The organism is Streptomyces spongiae (assembly GCF_009377185.1).
GTDB lineage: Bacteria > Actinomycetota > Actinomycetes > Streptomycetales > Streptomycetaceae > Streptomyces > Streptomyces spongiae.
Map to the genome: position 1 here is coordinate 1 of NZ_VJZC01000172.1, position 17,708 is coordinate 17,708.

A 17,708-nucleotide genomic window follows, 5' to 3' on the forward strand; every position below is an offset into this window, starting at 1 on the left:
GGGCAAGGGTGGGGACTCCATTTCCGACGAGGAATGGGAGCGCTTCCTTCGGGAGGCCGAGGCCGGGACTCAGGGTGCGCCCGAGGAGCCGTCCGCGCGGGCCCGGATGGTGGCGCGGCGGCTGCGGGAGGAGCCCGGCCCGCCCGAGGGGTGGCGGACTCATCAGCCGGTCCGGAGGCGACGGAGCAAGGGCTGGTACGCGGTCGGCGTGCTGGTGGCGGCCGGACTGCTGGTCGTGGCGCTGGCTCCGGCGCGGGTGGCCGGCTGGCTCGGCGGCGGAGACGGCGACGACGCGCCCCTCGCCGCGGAGTCGCACCGTCCGGACGAGCCGCCCGCGACGGACGCGGCAGCCCAACTACCGACACTGAAGGAGCCGTTCAGGGGATCGCCCGCGGCGCGGTGGGCCGACGGGACGGCGGGGATCACGCTGCCCGCGGCACGGGCGACCGGGTGGATGAGCAAGGAGCAGGTCGCGCAGGCGCTGAAACACAGCCGGGACTTCCTCTCCGGGTCCAGTCTGGATCCCGGTGTGCTGCGCGGGGAACGTCCGCGGAAGGCGATCGCGTTGATCAACCCGGAGCAGGAGGACGTCCAGGACTACCTGACGACCGCGTTCCGCGCGCCCAGCCGCGAGAACGATCCTCTGCTGCTGTTCAGCCGGTTCGAGAAGTCGAAGGTGCGGCTTGCCGGAGACGTGGTCAAGACACGCGGACGGATCACGTACCGGGAGGGCGAGCGCGGTGCGGTCGAGGTGACCACCGATGTCACGTACGTCTATCCGGTCGTACGCGCCGCCGGGGGAAGCGACGAGGTCGCGCGCACGATCGTGCGCCGTGAGGTCGTGATGAGCTGGGACGACCCGGCGAAAGTGATCACCAAGGCGGGAACGTTCTCCCTCGTCTCCTACAGGTCGGACACCGCCAACGGCGGCTGCGACAACCTCACCGGCTACTACATCCCCGAGTTCAGCGCCGACAGCGCGACCTCGGGCCCGGGGGACGGCCGCGAGGTCGATCCGTACGACCGGAGCGACTCGATGGACGAGCGCGTCGGGGAGTCGGACGACGAGGGGTGCGGGACCGCCTCACGGACGTGAGGGGCGGGGACTCACGGACCTGGCGGGCGTGGACTCACGGACCTGAAGGGCAGAAACTCACAGACGTGAGCGGCGGCGGCGCAGAGGTTCACGCTGTGGATCTGGGCAGCGCCGCCACCGCCCTGGCGTACTCCGACCTGAGCGCCCGCTTCATCGACTGGGAGCCCAGCCGGTGCCGTAGCTCCTTGCGGAGCTGCTTGCGCTGCCACGGGGTGGTGGCGCCCCAGATCCCGTCGGTCGACAGGGTGGGGTTGGCCAGCGCCCAGATGAAGCACGCCCGGACCAGGGGGCAGCGGCGGCACATCGTCGATGCCGCCACCACGTCGCCGCTGTGCTGGTCGTAGTTGTCGAGGAAGAACCCGTACGTCGTCGTGCACGGTTCGTCTCCCGTCAGCGGGGGCATCGGCAGGTCCCGTTGGTGGCTCATGCTCTGTTTCTCCTACGCGCTGGGCCAGTCCGTCATGACGAGAGTCGGTTCGTGTTGCTCGACGGGTTCTGCGGCCGACAGGTTCAGTGCGTGGAAGACTCACCGCATGATCGTCGAACGCGCGTACGCACACGTGGACTCGTACGACGAGAGGACGTGGCCCTGGTCCCTGCCTTGTGTACGCGGGCTCCTCGCCGACGGGCTGCGCTTCACCGCGCCGGTGACGTTTCTCGTCGGCGAGAACGGCTCGGGCAAGTCGACGCTGGTCGAGGCCCTCGCGGAGGGCTTCGGCCTCGACCCCTGGGGCGGTTCGCACAACTGGCGCTACGCGAGCCGGCGCGGCAAGTCGAAGCTCGGCGAACGCATCCGCTTCGACGCCGCACCGCGCGGACGGCGCATGCTCGGCAGCTGGTCGGCCCGCAAGGGGTTCTTCCTGCGCGCGGAGACGGCGATGGACGCGCTGGACCGGGAGGGGTACGCGCCCGACTCGGTCAGCCACGGCGAGGGCTTCCTCGCGGCGTTCCGGGGCGAGTTCCTGCAGCCCGGCCTGTACGTGATGGACGAGCCGGAGGCGGCGCTGTCCTTCTCCTCCTGTCTGGAACTCCTGGGCCACATCCACCACTTGACGAAGAACGGCGGCCAGGTCGTCTGCGCCACCCACTCCCCGCTGCTCACCGCGCTGCCGGGCGCCCACATCGTCGAGGTCGGCGAACACGGCCTGCGCCGGGTCGAATGGCGGGAGCTGGCCCTGGTCGACCACTGGCGCCGCTACCTCGACGACCCCCAGGCCTATCTGCGCCACATCGTCGACTGAGGGCCCCGTAGAGCCAGGCCCGCTCAGGCGTCGCGCAGCATCCGGCCGATCTCCAGATCCTGGGGGTTCAGCTCCCGGCCGTCCTCGATGTCCCACAGGCAGTTCTGGAGGACACGGCCCAGGGTCCAGGCACGGGCGCGTTCCCGGTCCAGGGACAGGACGTCGGTCATCGCGTCGAAGCGCCAGAACAGCTCGCCGGGGTCGAAGCGGTTGTGCAGGGCGGGCCACAGGTCGAAGCCCGGGTCACCGGCGAGGGGCTTGGGATCGATGGCCAGCCAGGGGGCGCGCTCGGAGGCGAGGACGTTCTCGAAGTGGAGGTCCCAGTGGAGGAGGCGGTCTCCGGGCTCGTCGAGGACCTCCCGTACGGCGGCGGCGCAGTCCGCGACGAGACGGCGGGTCGTGGGGTCCGCGACCCGCTCCAGGGCCACGGGCGTCTTGTCGACCATGGCCGCCGCGATGTCGGCGAGCCGTCGCATGCCCTCGGGCGCCGGGAAGGAGGTCAGGTGGGCCAGCAGCCGGGCGATGACCAGGACCGCCTCGCGGGTGTCCGCCATGTGGGAGAGCATCCGGGTCGGGTCGAGCCGTTCGAGGAGCATCGTGCCGGTGGCGTCGTCGCGGTCGAGGAGCCGTACGGCCCCGTCGCCGTCCCACACACGCAGCGCGACCGGCTCGCCCACGCTCTCCTCGTCCAGCAGCTGGAGCTTCAGGACGGCCGGGGTGCCGTCCCGGCGGACCACCGGCAGGACGAGGGCGGTCACGCCGTACATCGACGGACCGTCGACCCGCAGCTCCCAGCGGTCGAGGAAGTCCGCCGCCAGCCGGGGCAGCCGAGCGATGAACGCGCGCCCCGCCTCCCCGTTGAACTCGATCTGGGACGCTGCCAGGTTTTCCGGGACCTCGATCATCCAACCGACCCTAGGGGCGGCCCCCCGTAGGCCGCACGCGAATAACCCGCTACCGTCCGCTCCATGAGCAGCGGCAGAAGCAGCGGCAGCAGCGGCGCAGGCACGGGTGTCCCCGGCGGTGTCGTCAACGGCGGTGTCGTCAACGGCGGTGTCGTCAACGGAGGCGTCTCCTTCTGGTACGCGGACGACGGGCTGCCCGAGCGCCGCGAGCCCCTGTCCGGGGACGCGACCGCCGACGTCGTGATCGTCGGCGGCGGCTACACGGGACTGTGGACGGCGTACTACCTGAAGAAGGCGGCGCCCTTCCTCCGCATCACCGTCCTGGAGCAGAAGTTCTGCGGCTACGGCGCCTCCGGCCGCAACGGCGGCTGGCTCTACAACGGCGTCGCGGGCCGCGACCGGTACGCGAAGCTGCACGGCCACGATGCCGCCGTACGGCTCCAGCGCGCCATGAACGACACGGTCGACGAGGTCGTCAGGATCGCCGAGGCAGAGGGGATCGACGCCGGTATCCACAAGGGCGGCGTCCTCGAAGTGGCGTGCACGCCCGCCCAGTTGGCCCGGCTGAAGACCTTCCACGAGACGGAGCTGTCGTACGGCGAGAAGGACCGCGAGCTGTACGGCGCCCGGGAGACCGCCGAGCGGATACGCGTCGCGGACGCCGTCGGCGCGTCCTGGACGCCGCACGGGGCGCGGGTGCACCCGGTGAAGCTGGTCAAGGGACTGGCGGCCGCGGTGGAGGCCCTCGGCGTGACCCTCCACGAGTCGACGCCCGTCACCGAGATCCGCCCCAAGCACGCGGTCACGCCGTACGGCACGGTCCGCGCCCCCTACGTGCTGCGCTGCACCGAGGGCTTCACGGCCGCGCTGAAGGGCGCCAGACGCACCTGGCTGCCCATGAACTCCTCGATGATCGTGACCGAGCCGCTCACCGAGGCACAGTGGCGGACGGTCGGCTGGGCGGGCCGCGAGGCGCTCGGCGACATGGCGCACGCCTACATGTACGCCCAGCGCACCGCCGACGACCGCATAGCTCTCGGCGGCCGCGGGGTGCCGTACCGCTTCGGCTCGCGCACCGACAACGACGGCCGCACCCAGTCGGAGACGATCACGGAGCTGTACGACATCCTCGTCCGCTTCTTCCCGTCCCTCACCGGCGTACGGGTGGACCACGCCTGGTCGGGCGTCCTCGGCGTGCCCCGCGACTGGTGCGCCACCGTGACCCTGGACCGCTCCACCGGCCTCGGCTGGGCGGGCGGTTACGTCGGCTCGGGCGTGGCGACCGCGAACCTGGCCGCCCGCACCCTGCGCGACCTCGTCCAGCAGGACTCCGGCCAGGCGGGCGCCACGGACCTGACGTCCCTGCCGTGGGCCGGCCACCGCGTCCGCAAGTGGGAACCGGAGCCCCTGCGCTGGCTGGGCGTCCACGGCCTGTACGCCGCGTACCGCGCCGCCGACCACCGCGAACGGACCATGCCCGGCGCCGAGTCGTCCCGCCTGGCACGGCTGGCGGACCGGGTGACGGGACGCCACTGAGAGGCTGCCACCCGGTCCGCCACCGCAGGGGCGTGTGTGACACTGCGTCCATGATTCGCGCCGCGACGCCCGCCGACATCCCCGTCATCCACGCCATGGTCCGTGAACTCGCCGAGTACGAGAAGGCGTTGGAGGAGGCGCGGGCGACCGAGGGGCAGCTCCGGGAGGCGTTGTTCGGGGAGCGGCCCGCCGCGTTCGCGCACATCGCGGAGGACGACACCACGGGGGAGCCGGTGGGCTTCGCGCTGTGGTTCCTCAACTTCTCCACGTGGCGGGGCGTCCACGGGATCTACCTGGAGGACCTGTACGTACGTCCGCAGGCCCGGGGCGGCGGCCACGGCAGGGCGCTGCTCACCGAGCTCGCCCGCATCTGCGTCGAGCGCGGCTACGAGCGGCTGGAGTGGTCCGTACTCGACTGGAACGAGCCGTCCATCGCCTTCTACCGTGCCCTCGGAGCGCGCCCGCAGGACGAGTGGACCGTGTACCGGCTGACGGACGACGCCCTGCGGACGCTCGGGTCGCGCGGCTGACGCGGAGACCTCACCCGGGCGGCGCCCAGCCGCAGGTCAGGCGGATTGTCAGTGGCCGGGTGCAGCATGGGGGCATGGCGAGGAAAGCAACGGGCAGGGCGGGCGGTACGGCGGGTGCGGCCCGTACGGGTTCCGGCGGGACCGGGGTGAAGCGTGCGCGGCGACCGGAGGTGCGGTTGCCGCCGCTGGAGCCGTACGGCGGTGCGGGGCTGGAGCCGGACGGGGACTACGACGGGCTGGAGTTCAGGGAGGAGGACCTCGCGGGACAGGACGGCGCGGGCGCCCGCTTCATGGACTGCGCGCTGAGGGGCTGCGCCCTGGACGAGACGCGGCTGCACCACGCCCGCGTGCTGGACTCCGTCCTCACCGGCATACGAGGCGTCGGCACCGACCTCGCCGAGTCCACCCTGCGGGACGTGGAGCTGGTCGACGCCCGGCTGGGCGGCGTACAACTGCACGGCTCCGTGCTGGAGCGGGTCGTCGTCCGCGGCGGCAAGATCGACTACCTCAACCTCCGCAAGGCCCGCCTCAAGGACGTGGTCTTCGAGGACTGCGTCCTCGTGGAGCCGGACTTCGGGGGCGCCCGGCTGGAGCGCGTCGAGTTCGTGGACTGCGCGTTGAAGGGGGTGGACTTCAGCGCGGCGGTCCTGACGGATGTCGACCTGAGGGCAGCGGCCCAGCTGGAGATCGCGCGGGGGGTGGACCGGTTGGCGGGGGCGGTGATCAGTCCGGGGCAACTGCTGGACCTGGCGCCGGTGCTGGCGGCGGAGATGGGGATCAGAGTGGTGCCCGCCAGCCCGTCCGGCGTTTGAGGACGAGGCCGTTCAGGCCGAAATGGGGGTCTGGGGGGGGCAGCCCCCAGGGACCGCCACCCCCACTCACCGAACCCTGGGAAACCGCGCCTCCAACGTCCATATAGCCGAGTTCTCCCGCAGCCCCTCATGCATATCCGTGAGATCGGCGATCAGATCGTGCAGAAAGTCGCGGGCCTCACGGCGCAACTCGCCGTGGGAGAACGTGAGAGGAGGTTCAGCCGGCGGCAGCCACTCCGCCTCGATGTCCACCCACCCGAACCGCCGCTCGAAGAGCATCCGGTCCGTGGACTCGGTGAAGTCGAGCTCGGCCTGCTGGGGCCGCGCGGCCCGGCTGCCGCGCGGGTCCTCGTCGATCCGCTCGACGATGTCGCACAGCGCCCACGCGAAGTCGAGCACCGGTACCCATCCCCAGGCTGTGGACAGCTCCCGGTCCTCCTTCGTGTCCGCGAGGTACACGTCCCCGCAGAACAGATCGTGCCGCAGCGCGTACACGTCGGCGCGCCGGTAGTCGGTCTGCGGGGGATCAGGGAAGCGGTTGGAGAGGGCGTAGCCGATGTCGAGCACGAAGCGATGGTGTCATGTCCTCATAGGATCGACGTCATGTCCCGATCCGCACCGGTTGTCCCCGCCGTCCTGCTCGCGTGCGCGCTCACCCTGTCCGCGTGCACCGGTGGCGGAGCGAAGAGTGGTTCCTCCGGCCTGCGGGACCCGTACTTCCCGAAGATGGGCAACGGCGGCTACGACGTCACGCACTACGGCCTGACCCTCGACTACGACCCCGGCAGCGACCCCGACGACAACCCCGACGACAACACCGACGACAACCCCGACGGCGACCGCCTGCGGGGCACGGCCGTCATCACCGCACGGGCGACGCAGGACCTCGGCGCCTTCGACCTCGATCTGAAGGGTCTCCACGTCAAGGGCGTCACCGTGGAGGGCAAGGACGCCCGCTGGGAGAGGTCCGGGCAGGAACTGACCGTGCACCCCAAGCGGGACCTCGCCAAGGGGGAGACGTTCCGGACGACGGTGCGCTACTCGGGCTCCCCCGAGACGATCACCGACCCGGACGGCTCCGAGGAGGGCTGGCTGAGGACGGGCGACGGCGCGCTCGCGCTGGGCGAACCGACGGGTTCGATGGCCTGGTTCCCCGGCAACCACCACCCCTCCGACAAGGCGACGTACGACATCGAGATCACCGTCCCCGAGGGCCTGCGGGCCGTGTCCAACGGCGAGTTGAAGAACGAGTCGACGCGGAAGGGCCGGACGACCTTCTCCTGGCACACGGCCGAACCGATGGCGAGCTACGTGACGACGGTGGCGATCGGCACCTACGAGACCCGCGCCACCAGGACGAAGACCGACCTGCCCGTGTACGTCGCCGTGGACCCGTCCCAGTCCGAAGCGAGCCGGGAGGTCCTGGCGCAGATCCCCGAGATCATGACCTGGGCGGAGGACACCTTCGGGCGGTACCCGTTCTCCTCCACGGGAGCGATCGTCGACCGCGAGGGCGACGCCGAGTACGCGCTGGAGACCCAGAACCGCCCCGTCTTCCCCGGCCCGCCGGACACCGAGACCCTCGTCCACGAACTGGCCCACCAGTGGTACGGCAACTCCGTGACCCCGGCTACCTGGCGGGACATGTGGCTCAACGAGGGCTTCGCCACCTACGCCGAGTGGCTGTGGCAGGAGGAGCACGACGGGCAGTCGGCCCAGGAGATCTTCGACGCGCTGTACGAGGGCGACCACTACCCCGACGCCACCGACGACAAGGACATCTGGTCCTTCCCACCCGCCGAACCGTCGGGGCCCGGGACCATCTCCGACAGCCCGGTCTACGAGCGCGGCGCCATGGTCCTCCACAAGATCCGCCAGAAGGTCGGCGACGACACGTTCCGTGCCCTCCTTCGGGGCTGGGCGGCCGAGCACCGTCACGGGAACGCGGACACGGGCGAGTTCACGGCGTACGTGGAGAAGCTGGCCCCGGACGAGGACTTCGGCGAGATCTGGGAGGACTGGCTGTACGGGGACGGGAAGCCGGCGAAGCCGTGAAACCGTCAACTCGGCTCGATCGCCGCTTCGGCGGCTGACTTGATCCGGGCGCCGAAGCTGTCGGCGTCCTTGCGGGCGGCGGCGAGCGCCAGACCGACGAGGAGCTTGCCGACGCCGTGGCCGTCCAGAACGTTGTAGATACGGACCCGAGTCCTACGGTCGGCCAGCGGCTCCAGGTCGTAACCGCCTTCGCGGGCCGTCACGCTGTTCTTCGACACCTCGGCCCACCGGATCCGTACCGGGGCTTCGAGGTCGGTGACGCGGAACTCCCTGGCGGTTTTCATCCCGGCGTCCTTGACCGTGCTGCGGAAGACCGTACCCACGGTGGTCGGGGTGTCGGGAACCCGCTCGATCCTCAGCACGCGGGGGCTGAACTGCGGATCGTTGCGTCCGTCGGCGAGGTAGTCGAACACCGCCTCGACAGGTCGGTCGACCTCGATCGTCGCTTCAAACTGTCCTGACATGAGCACTCCTCAATAGCGGCAGGACGGGCGGCACGGCCCTTCGCGACCCTATGGGACCCCCGGGCATCCCGCGAGGCGAACGGCGTGCCCACCCAGGCGGCTCAACGGATGCGATCACCACTCGGAGGGGCGACGCTGTTGCTTGTGGCACCGCTGCGCTGCCTGTCCACCGGCGGGGCGAACCGGCGCTCCACGGTCAGGCCGTGCGCGAGCCCTTCGGCATCTCTCTCAGCCACGTGCCCATCCCCCCCAGAGCCCACGGAGACCGTCATGACCGCTCCCTCTGGCACCCCCGTTCTGGAGCCCGCGTCCCGCCAGTTCGCACAGGACACGTCCCAGCCGCCGTTCCTGTACGAGCTGGGGCCCGAGAAGGCCCGCAAGGTGCTGGACGACCTCCAGGCGGAACCGATCGAGAAGCTCGACGCCGACTCGGAGTGGATCACCGTTCCCGCCGATGTCGGCGATGTCCGGGTCCGTATCGTCCGGCCGCGAGGCTCCGCGTCGCCCCTCCCCGTGGTGCTCTACATGCACGGCGGCGGCTGGATTCTGGGCAACGCCGCCACGCATGACCGACTGGTGCGCGAGCTCGCGGACGGGGCGCGGGCCGCGGTCGTGTTCGTCGAGTACGCCCGCTCTCCCGAGGCGCACTACCCGGTGGCGGTCGAGCAGGGCTACGCCACCGCCCAGTGGGTCGTCCGGGAAGGCGCTGCCCATGGCCTCGACCCGGACCGCATGGCGGTGGCGGGCGACTCGGTCGGCGGAAACATGACGGCTGCTCTCGCCCTGATGGCCAAGGAGCGCGGCGACGTCCGCTTCGTGCATCAGTCCATGTACTACCCGGTCACCGATGCCGGAATGAACACCCGGTCCTACGCCGACTTCGCCAGCGGCTACTTCCTCACCGCCAAGGCCATGGAGTGGTTCTGGGACGCCTACGTGCCCGACCGCGCGCAGCGCGGCGAGATCACCGTCTCCCCTCTGAAGGCCGACCTCGGTCAGCTCGCCGGTCTGCCACCGGCCTTCGTCCTTGTCGACGAGGCGGATGTCCTGCGTGACGAGGGCGAGGCGTACGCGGCCAAGCTCCGTGCCGCGGGCGTCGACACCACCACGGTTCGTTACGACGGCATCACCCACGACTTCATGATGCTCAACCCGCTCAGCGACACCCGCGCCACCCGTGCGGCCGTTGCCCAGGCCGTCGCGGTGCTGCGCGACGCCCTGGGCACCCATGCCGACGCCCCGGCCTGAACGACCCGGCCCAGAGGCCCGGCAAAGCCGTTCGGTGAACGCGGAAGGCCCCCGCCCGGTTGCCCGGAGTCGGGGGCCCTCAACCGCTGTGCGTGACTCAGACGTTCACGCCGAAGTCCTGGGCGATGCCCACCAGGCCCGAGGCGTAGCCCTGGCCGACCGCGCGGAACTTCCACTCCGCGCCGTTGCGGTAGAGCTCGCCGAAGACCATGGCCGTCTCCGTGGCCGCGTCCTCCGACAGGTCGTAGCGGGCGATCTCGGCGCCGCCCGCCTGGTTGACGATGCGGATGTAGGCGTTGCGCACCTGGCCGAAGTTCTGCGTGCGGGACTCGGCGTCGTAGATGGAGACCGGGAAGACGATCTTGTCGACGTCGGCCGGGAGACCGGCCAGGTTGACGTTGATCGCCTCGTCGTCGCCCGCGCCTTCGCCCGTGCGGTTGTCACCCGTGTGGACGATGGTCTGGTCCGGGGTCTGCTTGTTGTTGAAGAAGACGAAGTGGGCGTCCGAGTAGACCTTGCCCTGCGTGTTGACCGCGATCGCGGAGGCGTCGAGGTCGAAGTCCGTGCCGGTGGTGGTGCGGACGTCCCAGCCGAGGCCCACGGTGACGGCGGTCAGGCCCGGAGCCTCCTTGGTGAGCGAGACGTTGCCACCCTTGGACAGGCTTACAGCCATTGTTGGGAGTCCTTCCCTCGTTAGCGGTACGGCAGAAAGCTACAGCTACCCCCATGAACGTCGAGAGGTGTGCGCGAAGTTCCAGGTGTCTTTACTTTCTTTACCGAACAGCGGGTCACCTTCTCGGCCGTGAACGGCCGAGCTTGTTGGCTCGGTCGTTCACACCTCGTCGCGCTCCCGACTGCCCCCTACGACAGGACGGTCACGGGTCGCATCTCCCGCGCCGGTCAGGCCGGGTGTGGGACGGGCATGGTGACGAATGCCCACGCCGAGCGTGCGCGGTCGCGCACGTTGACCCCGGCGACGACATCGGCGGGGCCAGCGAGCCCGCACCGACGACAGCGGAAATGGTCCCGGTCGGGCCGGTTGGCCCGCTCGGTATGGCCGCAGCGCGGGCAGCGTTGCGAGGTATAGGCCGCATCCACCTCCAAAAACGGCACCCCGGCCTTGCGTGCCTTGTAGGCGAGGTGCTGGCCGAGCTGGTGGAAGGGCCAGGAGGAGAGCGTGCGCCGCTGGTCGCCGCGTAGCCGTACCCGCTCGCGGATCCCGCCGAGTTGCTCGACGGCGATGCCGCGACCGGTGCGTTGGGCAACGGACACGATCTCCTTGCTGATCCGATGGTTCACATGGGTGGCATGGCGGCGTTCCTTCTGTGCGCGGCGGGCGAGGCGACGGGTGGCCGAGCGGGTCTGCCGGGCCTGGAGTTCGGCGCGTTTGCGGGCCTGCCAGCGCCGGTAGCGGGACAGGCGGCGGCCCTGGTGGTTGGTGCCGTCGGAGGTGGTGGCCAGGTTCACGATGCCCCGGTCGACCCCGATCCAGTCGGCAGGCTCATACACCTCCGGGTCGGGGATGTCGCAGGTGGCGATCAGGAACCACTTCCTGCCGCGCTGGACAAGGTCGCTCTCGCCCTTGCGGTACTGCACCAGGGTTTTCAGCTGGTCGGGGGAGCAGGCGAAGCGGATGCCCTTCATCCGCCCATCGACGGTCCAGACGGAGACGGTCCGCGCGTCGTACTGCCACGACAGGCAACGGTCGTCGAATGGCTGGGCCGCCTGCGGGCGGAAGGCGATCGGGGTGCCGACCGCCCTGCGGTGCCGCTTGGAGGTGGGCGGGCCCAGGTTTCCGGCCTGAAGATTGGCTTTCAGGGTGGCGTAGGCGTCGACGACCTTCTTCACCGTCCGCACCACCGGCTGCGCGGACAGCCCGAACGTGGCTTTAAGTTCCGTGTACACCTCTTTCTGTAGTCCGTTGCGGTCTTTGAGGTGCTTGGCGAAGGCGACCTGCGACGCGTGGGTGGCGGCCCGGTTGCAGGCGCGCAGAGTTGCCTCCAGTGCCGACGCCTGCTCTGGCGTCGGCAGCAGCTTCACCTGCACGACCAGCTTCATGACATCGGACCGTAGTACGACTTCCGTACACACAACCGCCTTTCACTCGGCACTCACCACAGCGGGTGATCCGCGGGACAGTCGTTCGCATTCCCCGGCTCCGCCGGGCAGCCCTGCGGGCGCTCCGCGCCGGGCAACGAGCAAATGCGGCGACGCTCCGCGTCGCGACCAGAAGGAGGCGATTCCTCCCCGGCGTGAACGCCGGGGCATCCTCGCCAGAAGCCGCTGAACTCCGCTGAGCGATATTCGCGTGACGTGTGCCGGTCAGCCGCGCGACCATGGACGGCATGTCCGGTCCCTATCTCATCCGCGGCTCCGTCTCGCTCCCCGAGGCCGAGCTCCTGTGGCGTTTCTCGCGTTCGAGCGGGCCCGGCGGACAGCATGTGAACACGAGCGACTCGCAGGTGGAGCTGCGGTTCGACCTCGCGAAGACCGAGGCCCTGCCCGAGGTGTGGAAGCAGCGGGCCCTCGACCGGCTGGCCGGGCGGCTCGTGGACGGCGTGGTGACCGTCCGGGCCTCCGAGCACCGCTCGCAGTGGCGCAACCGGGAGACGGCGGCCGTCCGGCTGGCCGCGCTCCTCGCCGAGGCCACGGCACCCCCGCCGAAGCCGCGCAGGCCCACCCGCATACCCCGGGGCATCAACGAGCGCCGCCTCCGCGAGAAGAAGCAGCGCTCGGACACCAAGCGGGGAAGGTCAGGACGCGACTGGGGGTGACGGCAGAAGTTCTCGGGGCCGTTCGGCCCCGGGTGCCAGAGAGTGCGGTCCTCCCGCCCTTCCACCTCACCCCAACTGCCGGTACCGGCCCCGGAAGTACGCCAGCGGCCCCCCGTCCGCGCCCGGTACCGCCGCCGCTAGGACACGGCCGATCACGAGGGTGTGGTCGCCGGCCGTGACGCGCTGTTCGGTGCGGCACTCCAGGGTCGCCAGGGCGCCGCCCACGAGGGGTGCCCCGGAGACCTCGCCGCGGTCGTACGGGAGGTCCGCGAAGAGGAGGCGGTCGCTGACGCGGCCCTTCATGGCGAAGCGGCCCGCGACCTGGCGCTGGTTCTCGGAGAGCAGGGACACGGCCCACAGGGGCTGTTCGGCGAGCAGGTCGTCCATCCGGGAGCCCTCGCGGAGGCTGACCATGACCAGGGGCGGGTCCAGGGACACGGACATGAAGGACGTCGCCGTCATGCCGACGTCCTCGCCGCGCGGCCCCTCGGGGTCCAGCGGGGGCTCGTGCGCGGTCACCAGGACCACACCGGCGGTCAGCCGGGACATGGCGGCACGGAACTCGTCTTCGGTCACCCCCTCAGCATGCCCGTCGGGGGCGGACACGGATGGGGCAGGGGAGGTCTTCGGCACACTCGGACGCTAGCCTCCGACAGGTGTGCGCCACATCCGACCAGAGTCCGGAACCGGTCCTAGGACCTTCGGCGGAGGGGCCGGGCCGAGCACCCGGGACGTCACCGGTCACCACCCCCCTCGCGGACACATTCGCTCACAGCTCACGCACAGAACCATGAATTGTGTTCAGCAAGCGCATCGTGGAAACGCAGAACCCCCACTCAATTGTTCACGTTTTGCTGTGACTTGAGTCACAGGTGCCCTTTTTTGTTGACCCTGTGTACCGAGTGGGCAGCGCGCTGTGATTCAGTGGCGGAGACGCTTACGAGTAGTACGCCGACCAGCACGCCGAAGACAACCCTGGAGTTGCTGCGAGACCTCGGGGGGAGGGCGAATGGAGACCGACACCGACTCGGAGCCGTACGTCCGTCTCAGGACTCTGCGGCAGCTGCACCAGGTCATGGCGGACATGAACACCGCGCGCAGCCTGGCCGACACCCTGCAAACCGTCGCCGACGGCATCGTCACCGGACTCGGCTACGAGCTGGCGTGCGTCAACCTCGTGCGCCCCGACGGCGACCTCGTCGTCGCCGCGCTCGCCGGAAACTCCGCGGCCGAGGCGCTGATCACCGGCCGTACCGGCTCCCGCGCCTCCTGGGACCGCCGGCTCGGCATGGGCGAGCCCTGGGGCGACCTGCGGTTCATACCGCACACCGAGGGCTGGATACTCGACGACGACGACGTGCCCCAGTGGTTCACCGACGGCCCCGCGCCCCGCTTCGAGGACGAGTGGCACCCCTCCGACCGCCTCTTCGCGCCGATGTACACGCCGGGCGCACCGGGAACCTCGTGCGGTGAGCTGCTCGGCGTGATCTCCGTCGACCGGCCGCGCAACGGCCGCCGCCCCGGCGCCTGGGGACGCGAAGCGCTCCAGATGTACGCGTTCCAGGCCGCCATCGCGATCAGCAACGCCCGGCTGAGGGCCAACATGCAGCGCGCACTGGTCAGGCTCGAAAGGGAGCAGCAGGCCCTGCGCGCGAGTGAGGAATCCTTCCGGCAGGCGTTCGAGTACGCCCCGTCCGGCATGGCCATCGCCGAGATGGGCGGCGACGAACACGGCCGGATCCTGCGCACCAACGACGCCCTGTGCCGACTGCTCGGCCGCCCCGCCTCAGCGATGCGCCGCTACTCGTTCGCCGACCTCGTCCACCCCGAGGACATAGGCACCCTCCTGCGGACCTCCGCCGAGGGCGGACGCGCCGAGCTGCGGATCGGGCGCCGCGACGGGACGTACGTCTGGGTGTCCCTGCGCAACTCCGTGGTCGCCGACGCCACCGACGGGCCCCGCTTCCTGCTCACCCACGTCGAGGACATCGAGGAGCGCAAACGCCGCGAGCTCCAGCTCGCCCACCGCGCCTCGCACGACTCGCTCACCGGCCTGCCGAACTCCGCCGAGCTGCGCTCCCGCCTGTCCGCCCGCCTCTGCCGGCGCCCGCAGTCCTCGCCGGCCGGCGCGGTGGACTCCATGGACGCGGCGTTCGAGCAGTACGACCCGTTCGCCGAGGGGCAGCCGTCGGCGTACGACGGGAACGGCCACGGCTTCGCGTTCAGCGCCGGTCCGGGACCCGGGGCCGGGTCCGGGGCGTACGACGCCTTCGACCACCACGTGCACGTCGTCGCCCCCGAGGGCGAGCGCGACGACGGCACGAAGGGGCTCGCGGTGCTCTTCTGCGACCTCGACGGGTTCAAGTCGATCAACGACCGCTTCGGGCACAACGCGGGCGACGCCGTCCTCATCGAGGTGGCCCGGCGCCTCGGCCGCGCCGTGCGCGACGGTGACACGGTCGCCCGGCTCGGCGGCGACGAGTTCGTGGTCCTCGCCGACGGACTCGGCCGGGCCGACGCCCAGGACCTCGCCGTACGGCTGCGCAACGAGATCATCCAGCCGATCCGGGTCGACGGCCGCGCCATGCGGGTCGGCGCCAGCTTCGGCATCGGCTGGGCCCACTGCGGGATGACGGCCGACGAGGTGCTGAAGTCCGCCGACGAGCGGATGTACGTCGAGAAACGGTCTCGTCCCAGGCAGCACAGGCGTGCGGGGTAGCGAGCTGACTCACTTCCGCTCGCTCTCAGGGACGGTGAACCACGGGTGGATTCCCCGTACACCCTGGGTGCACGCCACTCTTCCCGCAGGTCAGCAGGGTGACCCCGGGGATGACGGACGGCATGATCGACGAGATGATGCGACCCGAGTCACCCGTTTGGGCCAGCTGGAGCGGGTAGGCTCGCCATTCACGCATGTACTCACGCATGTACCGCTTCTGTACCGCACCGCTGAGGAGATCTTGGGATGACGCCCGGCAACAACGGCGCGAGCACGCCCGAGGACGACGACCCGTTCGGCTACCTGTACGCCGACGGTCAGGCCCGTGGCGCCCAGCCGCCGTCGGGGGGCTACGGCTACCCGAACGCGGTCAACAGGGTGCGGGCGGTCGGTGAGCGCCAGTACGGGCAGCAGCCCGCCCAGGCCCCTCAGCAGTCCGGCCAGACGGCCGCGTACGGCCAGGTGTCCCAGCAGGGGGCCTACGGCCAGCCGAACGCGCACTACCAGGCCCCCGAGACGGTCCCCGGCGGCGCCTCCACGACCCGCACGCCCGCATACGGCGACGGCGGCGGCCGGGGCCGGGGCCCCAACACCAAGGGCCTCCTCATCGGCGCGATCGCCGTGCTGGCCGCCGTGGTGATCGGCATCAGCGTGGCCATGCTCGGCGGCGACGACAGCGACGACGCGGGCGGCAACAACACGGGCGCGGACTCCACCCCGTCGGCCGGCAAGGACAGCACCGAGCCCAGCCAGTCGTCCTCCCAGAAGCCCGACGACGACGCGGAACTGCCGAAGATCGACGCCAAGGCCCTGCAACTCGCGGGCGGCGCCACCACCGCGTCGGACGTCTCCGGCGCGAAGGCGGACGGCGGAACGTACGTCACCGGCTTCAACGCGGTCGGCGCGTCCGTCACGTGGAACGTGAACGGCATCCCGAAGAAGGGCCAGTACCGGCTCTACCTCAACTACGGAGTGCCCGGCAAGGACGCCGACGCGACCCTCTCCGTGAACGGCACGGCCCAGACCCGCCCGGTGAACATGAAGAACTTCGCGAACGCCCCCGAGGGCGACTACGAGAAGGGCTGGACGAACACCTGGGCGGCCGTCCAGCTCAACAAGGGCACCAACACCCTCAAGATCTCCTGCGAGCAGGGCAACCAGTGTGACTTCAACCTGGACCAGGTGTACCTGGTGAAGGGCTGAGCCCCAGCGCCCCGGTGACCGGCGCTCAGGCCGCGCTGGCCTCCCCGGTCACCCGCACCTGCCCCACCAGCTCCTCGTACACCGCCCGGTCGAACTCGCCCGCCACGGGCGCCAGGACGGTCGCCGCCGACAGCGCCACGGCCCGGGCCAGCCGTTCGGGCCACGGCAGTCGCTCCACCAGCCCCGACAGCAGCCCCGCGACGGCCGAGTCCCCCGCGCCGGTCGGGTTGCCGCGCAGACGGCGGGGCGGGGTCGCCCGCCAGTGGCCCTCGGCGGTGTGGGCCAGCTGTCCCTCGGCGCCCAGAGAGGCGACCACCGCGTGGGCGCCCCGGCGGCGGGCGTCGCGGGCCGCTCGGAAGGGCTCGTGCGAACCGGTGAGTTCGGCAAGCTCTTCGGCGTTCGGCTTCACGACGTCGGGGCGGGCAGCCACGCCCCGGCGCAGGGGCTCGCCGCTGGTGTCGAGGAGGACCGGGACGTTCGCGGTCCGCGCGGCCCGTACCAGCCCCGCGTACGCACCCACGGGGACACCCTGCGGCAGGCTGCCGCATAACGCCACCGCTGACGCGTCGGCCAGCAGATGCTCGTACGCCTCCTGGAAGGCGGACCACTCCGCGGGTGTTACGGCCGGGCCCGGTTCGTTGAGCTGAGTCGTGTCACCGGTCGCGTCGACCACGGCCACGGTGCGGCGGGTTGTGCCCGCGATGGGCAGCAGTGCGTCGACGACGCCCGTGGTGCGGGAGAGCTGCTCCCGCAGGACACGTCCTGTCGTACCGCCGACGAAACCCGTGACGGTCGCCTCATGGCCGAGGGCCGCCAGGACACGGGCCACGTTCAGGCCCTTGCCGCCGGGGCGTTCGGTCACCTCGGTCACCCGGTGCGAGGTGTGCGGTGTGAGGTTCCGTACGCGATAGGTGATGTCGAGAGCGGTGTTCAGCGTGACCGTGAGGATCACCCGGCCGACCCTCCCCCCAGGTTCGATAGCAGTGGTCCCAAGCCTTCAGGATGCGCTTGCCGAGCAGCTGTTGCGAGTCCTGATCATGCCAAAAGGTGTAGTCGCGCCGTTGGGGGTTCGTTGGTTGGTTGGGTGCGGGTTGGGTGTGGCTGGTCGCGCAGTTCCCCGCGCCC

General features: G+C 70.7%; 18 protein-coding genes. 10 read left to right on the top strand and 8 right to left on the bottom strand.

Translation table 11 applies throughout. The features are described from left to right. Positions 1-1,096, top strand: a 1,096-nt coding sequence (locus FNH08_RS22830) for a hypothetical protein (RefSeq protein WP_152773359.1), incomplete at its 5' end; no start/stop codon positions are given. An 88-nt stretch (positions 1,097-1,184) separates the two neighbouring features. Here FNH08_RS22830 and FNH08_RS22835 read toward each other — a convergent pair. After that, a complete protein-coding gene (locus FNH08_RS22835) occupies positions 1,185-1,523 on the bottom strand; it encodes a WhiB family transcriptional regulator (RefSeq protein ID WP_152773360.1) in 339 nt (112 codons plus the stop codon). Between the two features lie 106 nt (positions 1,524-1,629). Here FNH08_RS22835 and FNH08_RS22840 point away from each other — a divergent pair, with 106 nt between their 5' ends. Continuing rightward, positions 1,630-2,337 (top strand): AAA family ATPase, encoded by a 708-nt coding sequence (locus FNH08_RS22840; protein ID WP_152773361.1) that lies wholly within the window; start codon positions 1,630-1,632, stop codon positions 2,335-2,337. 23 nt (positions 2,338-2,360) lie between these two features. Here the strand turns inward: FNH08_RS22840 and FNH08_RS22845 are convergent, their stop codons facing one another. Beyond that, entirely contained in the window at positions 2,361-3,242 is an 882-nt protein-coding gene (locus FNH08_RS22845; RefSeq protein ID WP_152773362.1) for an aminoglycoside phosphotransferase family protein, read from the bottom strand. Between the two features lie 63 nt (positions 3,243-3,305). On the opposite strand from FNH08_RS22845, the gene FNH08_RS22850 reads away from it, so the two are divergent. The 3 genes from FNH08_RS22850 (at position 3,306) to FNH08_RS22860 (ending at position 6,120) form a co-directional block, all read left to right on the top strand. Beyond that, entirely contained in the window at positions 3,306-4,778 is a 1,473-nt protein-coding gene (locus tag FNH08_RS22850; RefSeq protein ID WP_152773363.1) for an NAD(P)/FAD-dependent oxidoreductase, read from the top strand. Positions 4,779-4,828: 50 nt separating this feature from the next. Continuing rightward, positions 4,829-5,308, top strand: a complete 480-nt coding sequence (locus tag FNH08_RS22855; protein ID WP_152773364.1) for a GNAT family N-acetyltransferase — start codon at positions 4,829-4,831, stop codon at positions 5,306-5,308. Between the two features lie 74 nt (positions 5,309-5,382). After that, positions 5,383-6,120, top strand: a complete 738-nt coding sequence (locus FNH08_RS22860) for a pentapeptide repeat-containing protein (protein ID WP_152773365.1) — start codon at positions 5,383-5,385, stop codon at positions 6,118-6,120. Between the two features lie 66 nt (positions 6,121-6,186). Here FNH08_RS22860 and FNH08_RS22865 read toward each other — a convergent pair whose 3' ends face one another. Further along, a complete protein-coding gene (locus FNH08_RS22865) occupies positions 6,187-6,687 on the bottom strand; it encodes a hypothetical protein (RefSeq protein ID WP_322725147.1) in 501 nt (166 codons plus the stop codon). A gap of 36 nt (positions 6,688-6,723) precedes the next feature. Here FNH08_RS22865 and FNH08_RS22870 point away from each other — a divergent pair, with 36 nt between their 5' ends. Then, on the top strand, positions 6,724-8,175 hold the full coding sequence (locus FNH08_RS22870; protein WP_152773366.1) for a M1 family metallopeptidase: 1,452 nt from the start codon (positions 6,724-6,726) through the stop codon (positions 8,173-8,175). A gap of 5 nt (positions 8,176-8,180) precedes the next feature. On the opposite strand, the gene FNH08_RS22875 is transcribed toward FNH08_RS22870, so the two are convergent. Beyond that, on the bottom strand, positions 8,181-8,639 hold the full coding sequence (locus FNH08_RS22875) for an SRPBCC family protein (protein WP_152773367.1): 459 nt from the start codon (positions 8,637-8,639) through the stop codon (positions 8,181-8,183). A 270-nt stretch (positions 8,640-8,909) separates the two neighbouring features. Between FNH08_RS22875 and FNH08_RS22880 the strand changes: the two genes are divergently transcribed. Continuing rightward, positions 8,910-9,887: an alpha/beta hydrolase gene (locus FNH08_RS22880; RefSeq protein WP_152773368.1), complete on the top strand. Its 978-nt coding sequence runs from the start codon at positions 8,910-8,912 to the stop codon at positions 9,885-9,887. Positions 9,888-9,984: 97 nt separating this feature from the next. Here the strand turns inward: FNH08_RS22880 and FNH08_RS22885 are convergent, their stop codons facing one another. Both FNH08_RS22885 and FNH08_RS22890 read right to left on the bottom strand, forming a co-directional pair. Next, complete coding sequence (locus FNH08_RS22885; RefSeq protein WP_152773369.1) at positions 9,985-10,560, bottom strand: TerD family protein; 576 nt, start codon at positions 10,558-10,560, stop codon at positions 9,985-9,987. Positions 10,561-10,787: 227 nt separating this feature from the next. Then, on the bottom strand, positions 10,788-11,945 hold the full coding sequence (locus FNH08_RS22890; RefSeq protein WP_152773370.1) for an RNA-guided endonuclease InsQ/TnpB family protein: 1,158 nt from the start codon (positions 11,943-11,945) through the stop codon (positions 10,788-10,790). Between the two features lie 278 nt (positions 11,946-12,223). On the opposite strand from FNH08_RS22890, the gene arfB reads away from it, so the two are divergent. Next, entirely contained in the window at positions 12,224-12,661 is a 438-nt protein-coding gene (gene arfB / locus FNH08_RS22895) for an alternative ribosome rescue aminoacyl-tRNA hydrolase ArfB (RefSeq protein WP_152773373.1), read from the top strand. A gap of 66 nt (positions 12,662-12,727) precedes the next feature. Here arfB and FNH08_RS22900 read toward each other — a convergent pair whose 3' ends face one another. Beyond that, a complete protein-coding gene (locus FNH08_RS22900) occupies positions 12,728-13,210 on the bottom strand; it encodes a flavin reductase family protein (RefSeq protein ID WP_152773375.1) in 483 nt (160 codons plus the stop codon). A 460-nt stretch (positions 13,211-13,670) separates the two neighbouring features. On the opposite strand from FNH08_RS22900, the gene cdgB reads away from it, so the two are divergent. Together cdgB and FNH08_RS22910 are read left to right on the top strand one after the other, a co-directional pair. Next, complete coding sequence (gene cdgB / locus FNH08_RS22905; protein ID WP_152773371.1) at positions 13,671-15,380, top strand: diguanylate cyclase CdgB; 1,710 nt, start codon at positions 13,671-13,673, stop codon at positions 15,378-15,380. A gap of 246 nt (positions 15,381-15,626) precedes the next feature. Continuing rightward, positions 15,627-16,583 carry a CBM35 domain-containing protein gene (locus tag FNH08_RS22910; RefSeq protein WP_152773372.1) on the top strand — a complete coding sequence of 319 codons (957 nt, stop codon included), beginning with the start codon at positions 15,627-15,629 and terminating at the stop codon, positions 16,581-16,583. A gap of 25 nt (positions 16,584-16,608) precedes the next feature. Here FNH08_RS22910 and FNH08_RS22915 read toward each other — a convergent pair whose 3' ends face one another. Next, positions 16,609-17,535, bottom strand: coding sequence for a 1-phosphofructokinase (locus FNH08_RS22915; protein ID WP_322725150.1), 927 nt, complete (start codon positions 17,533-17,535; stop codon positions 16,609-16,611). Positions 17,536-17,708 lie beyond the last annotated feature (173 nt).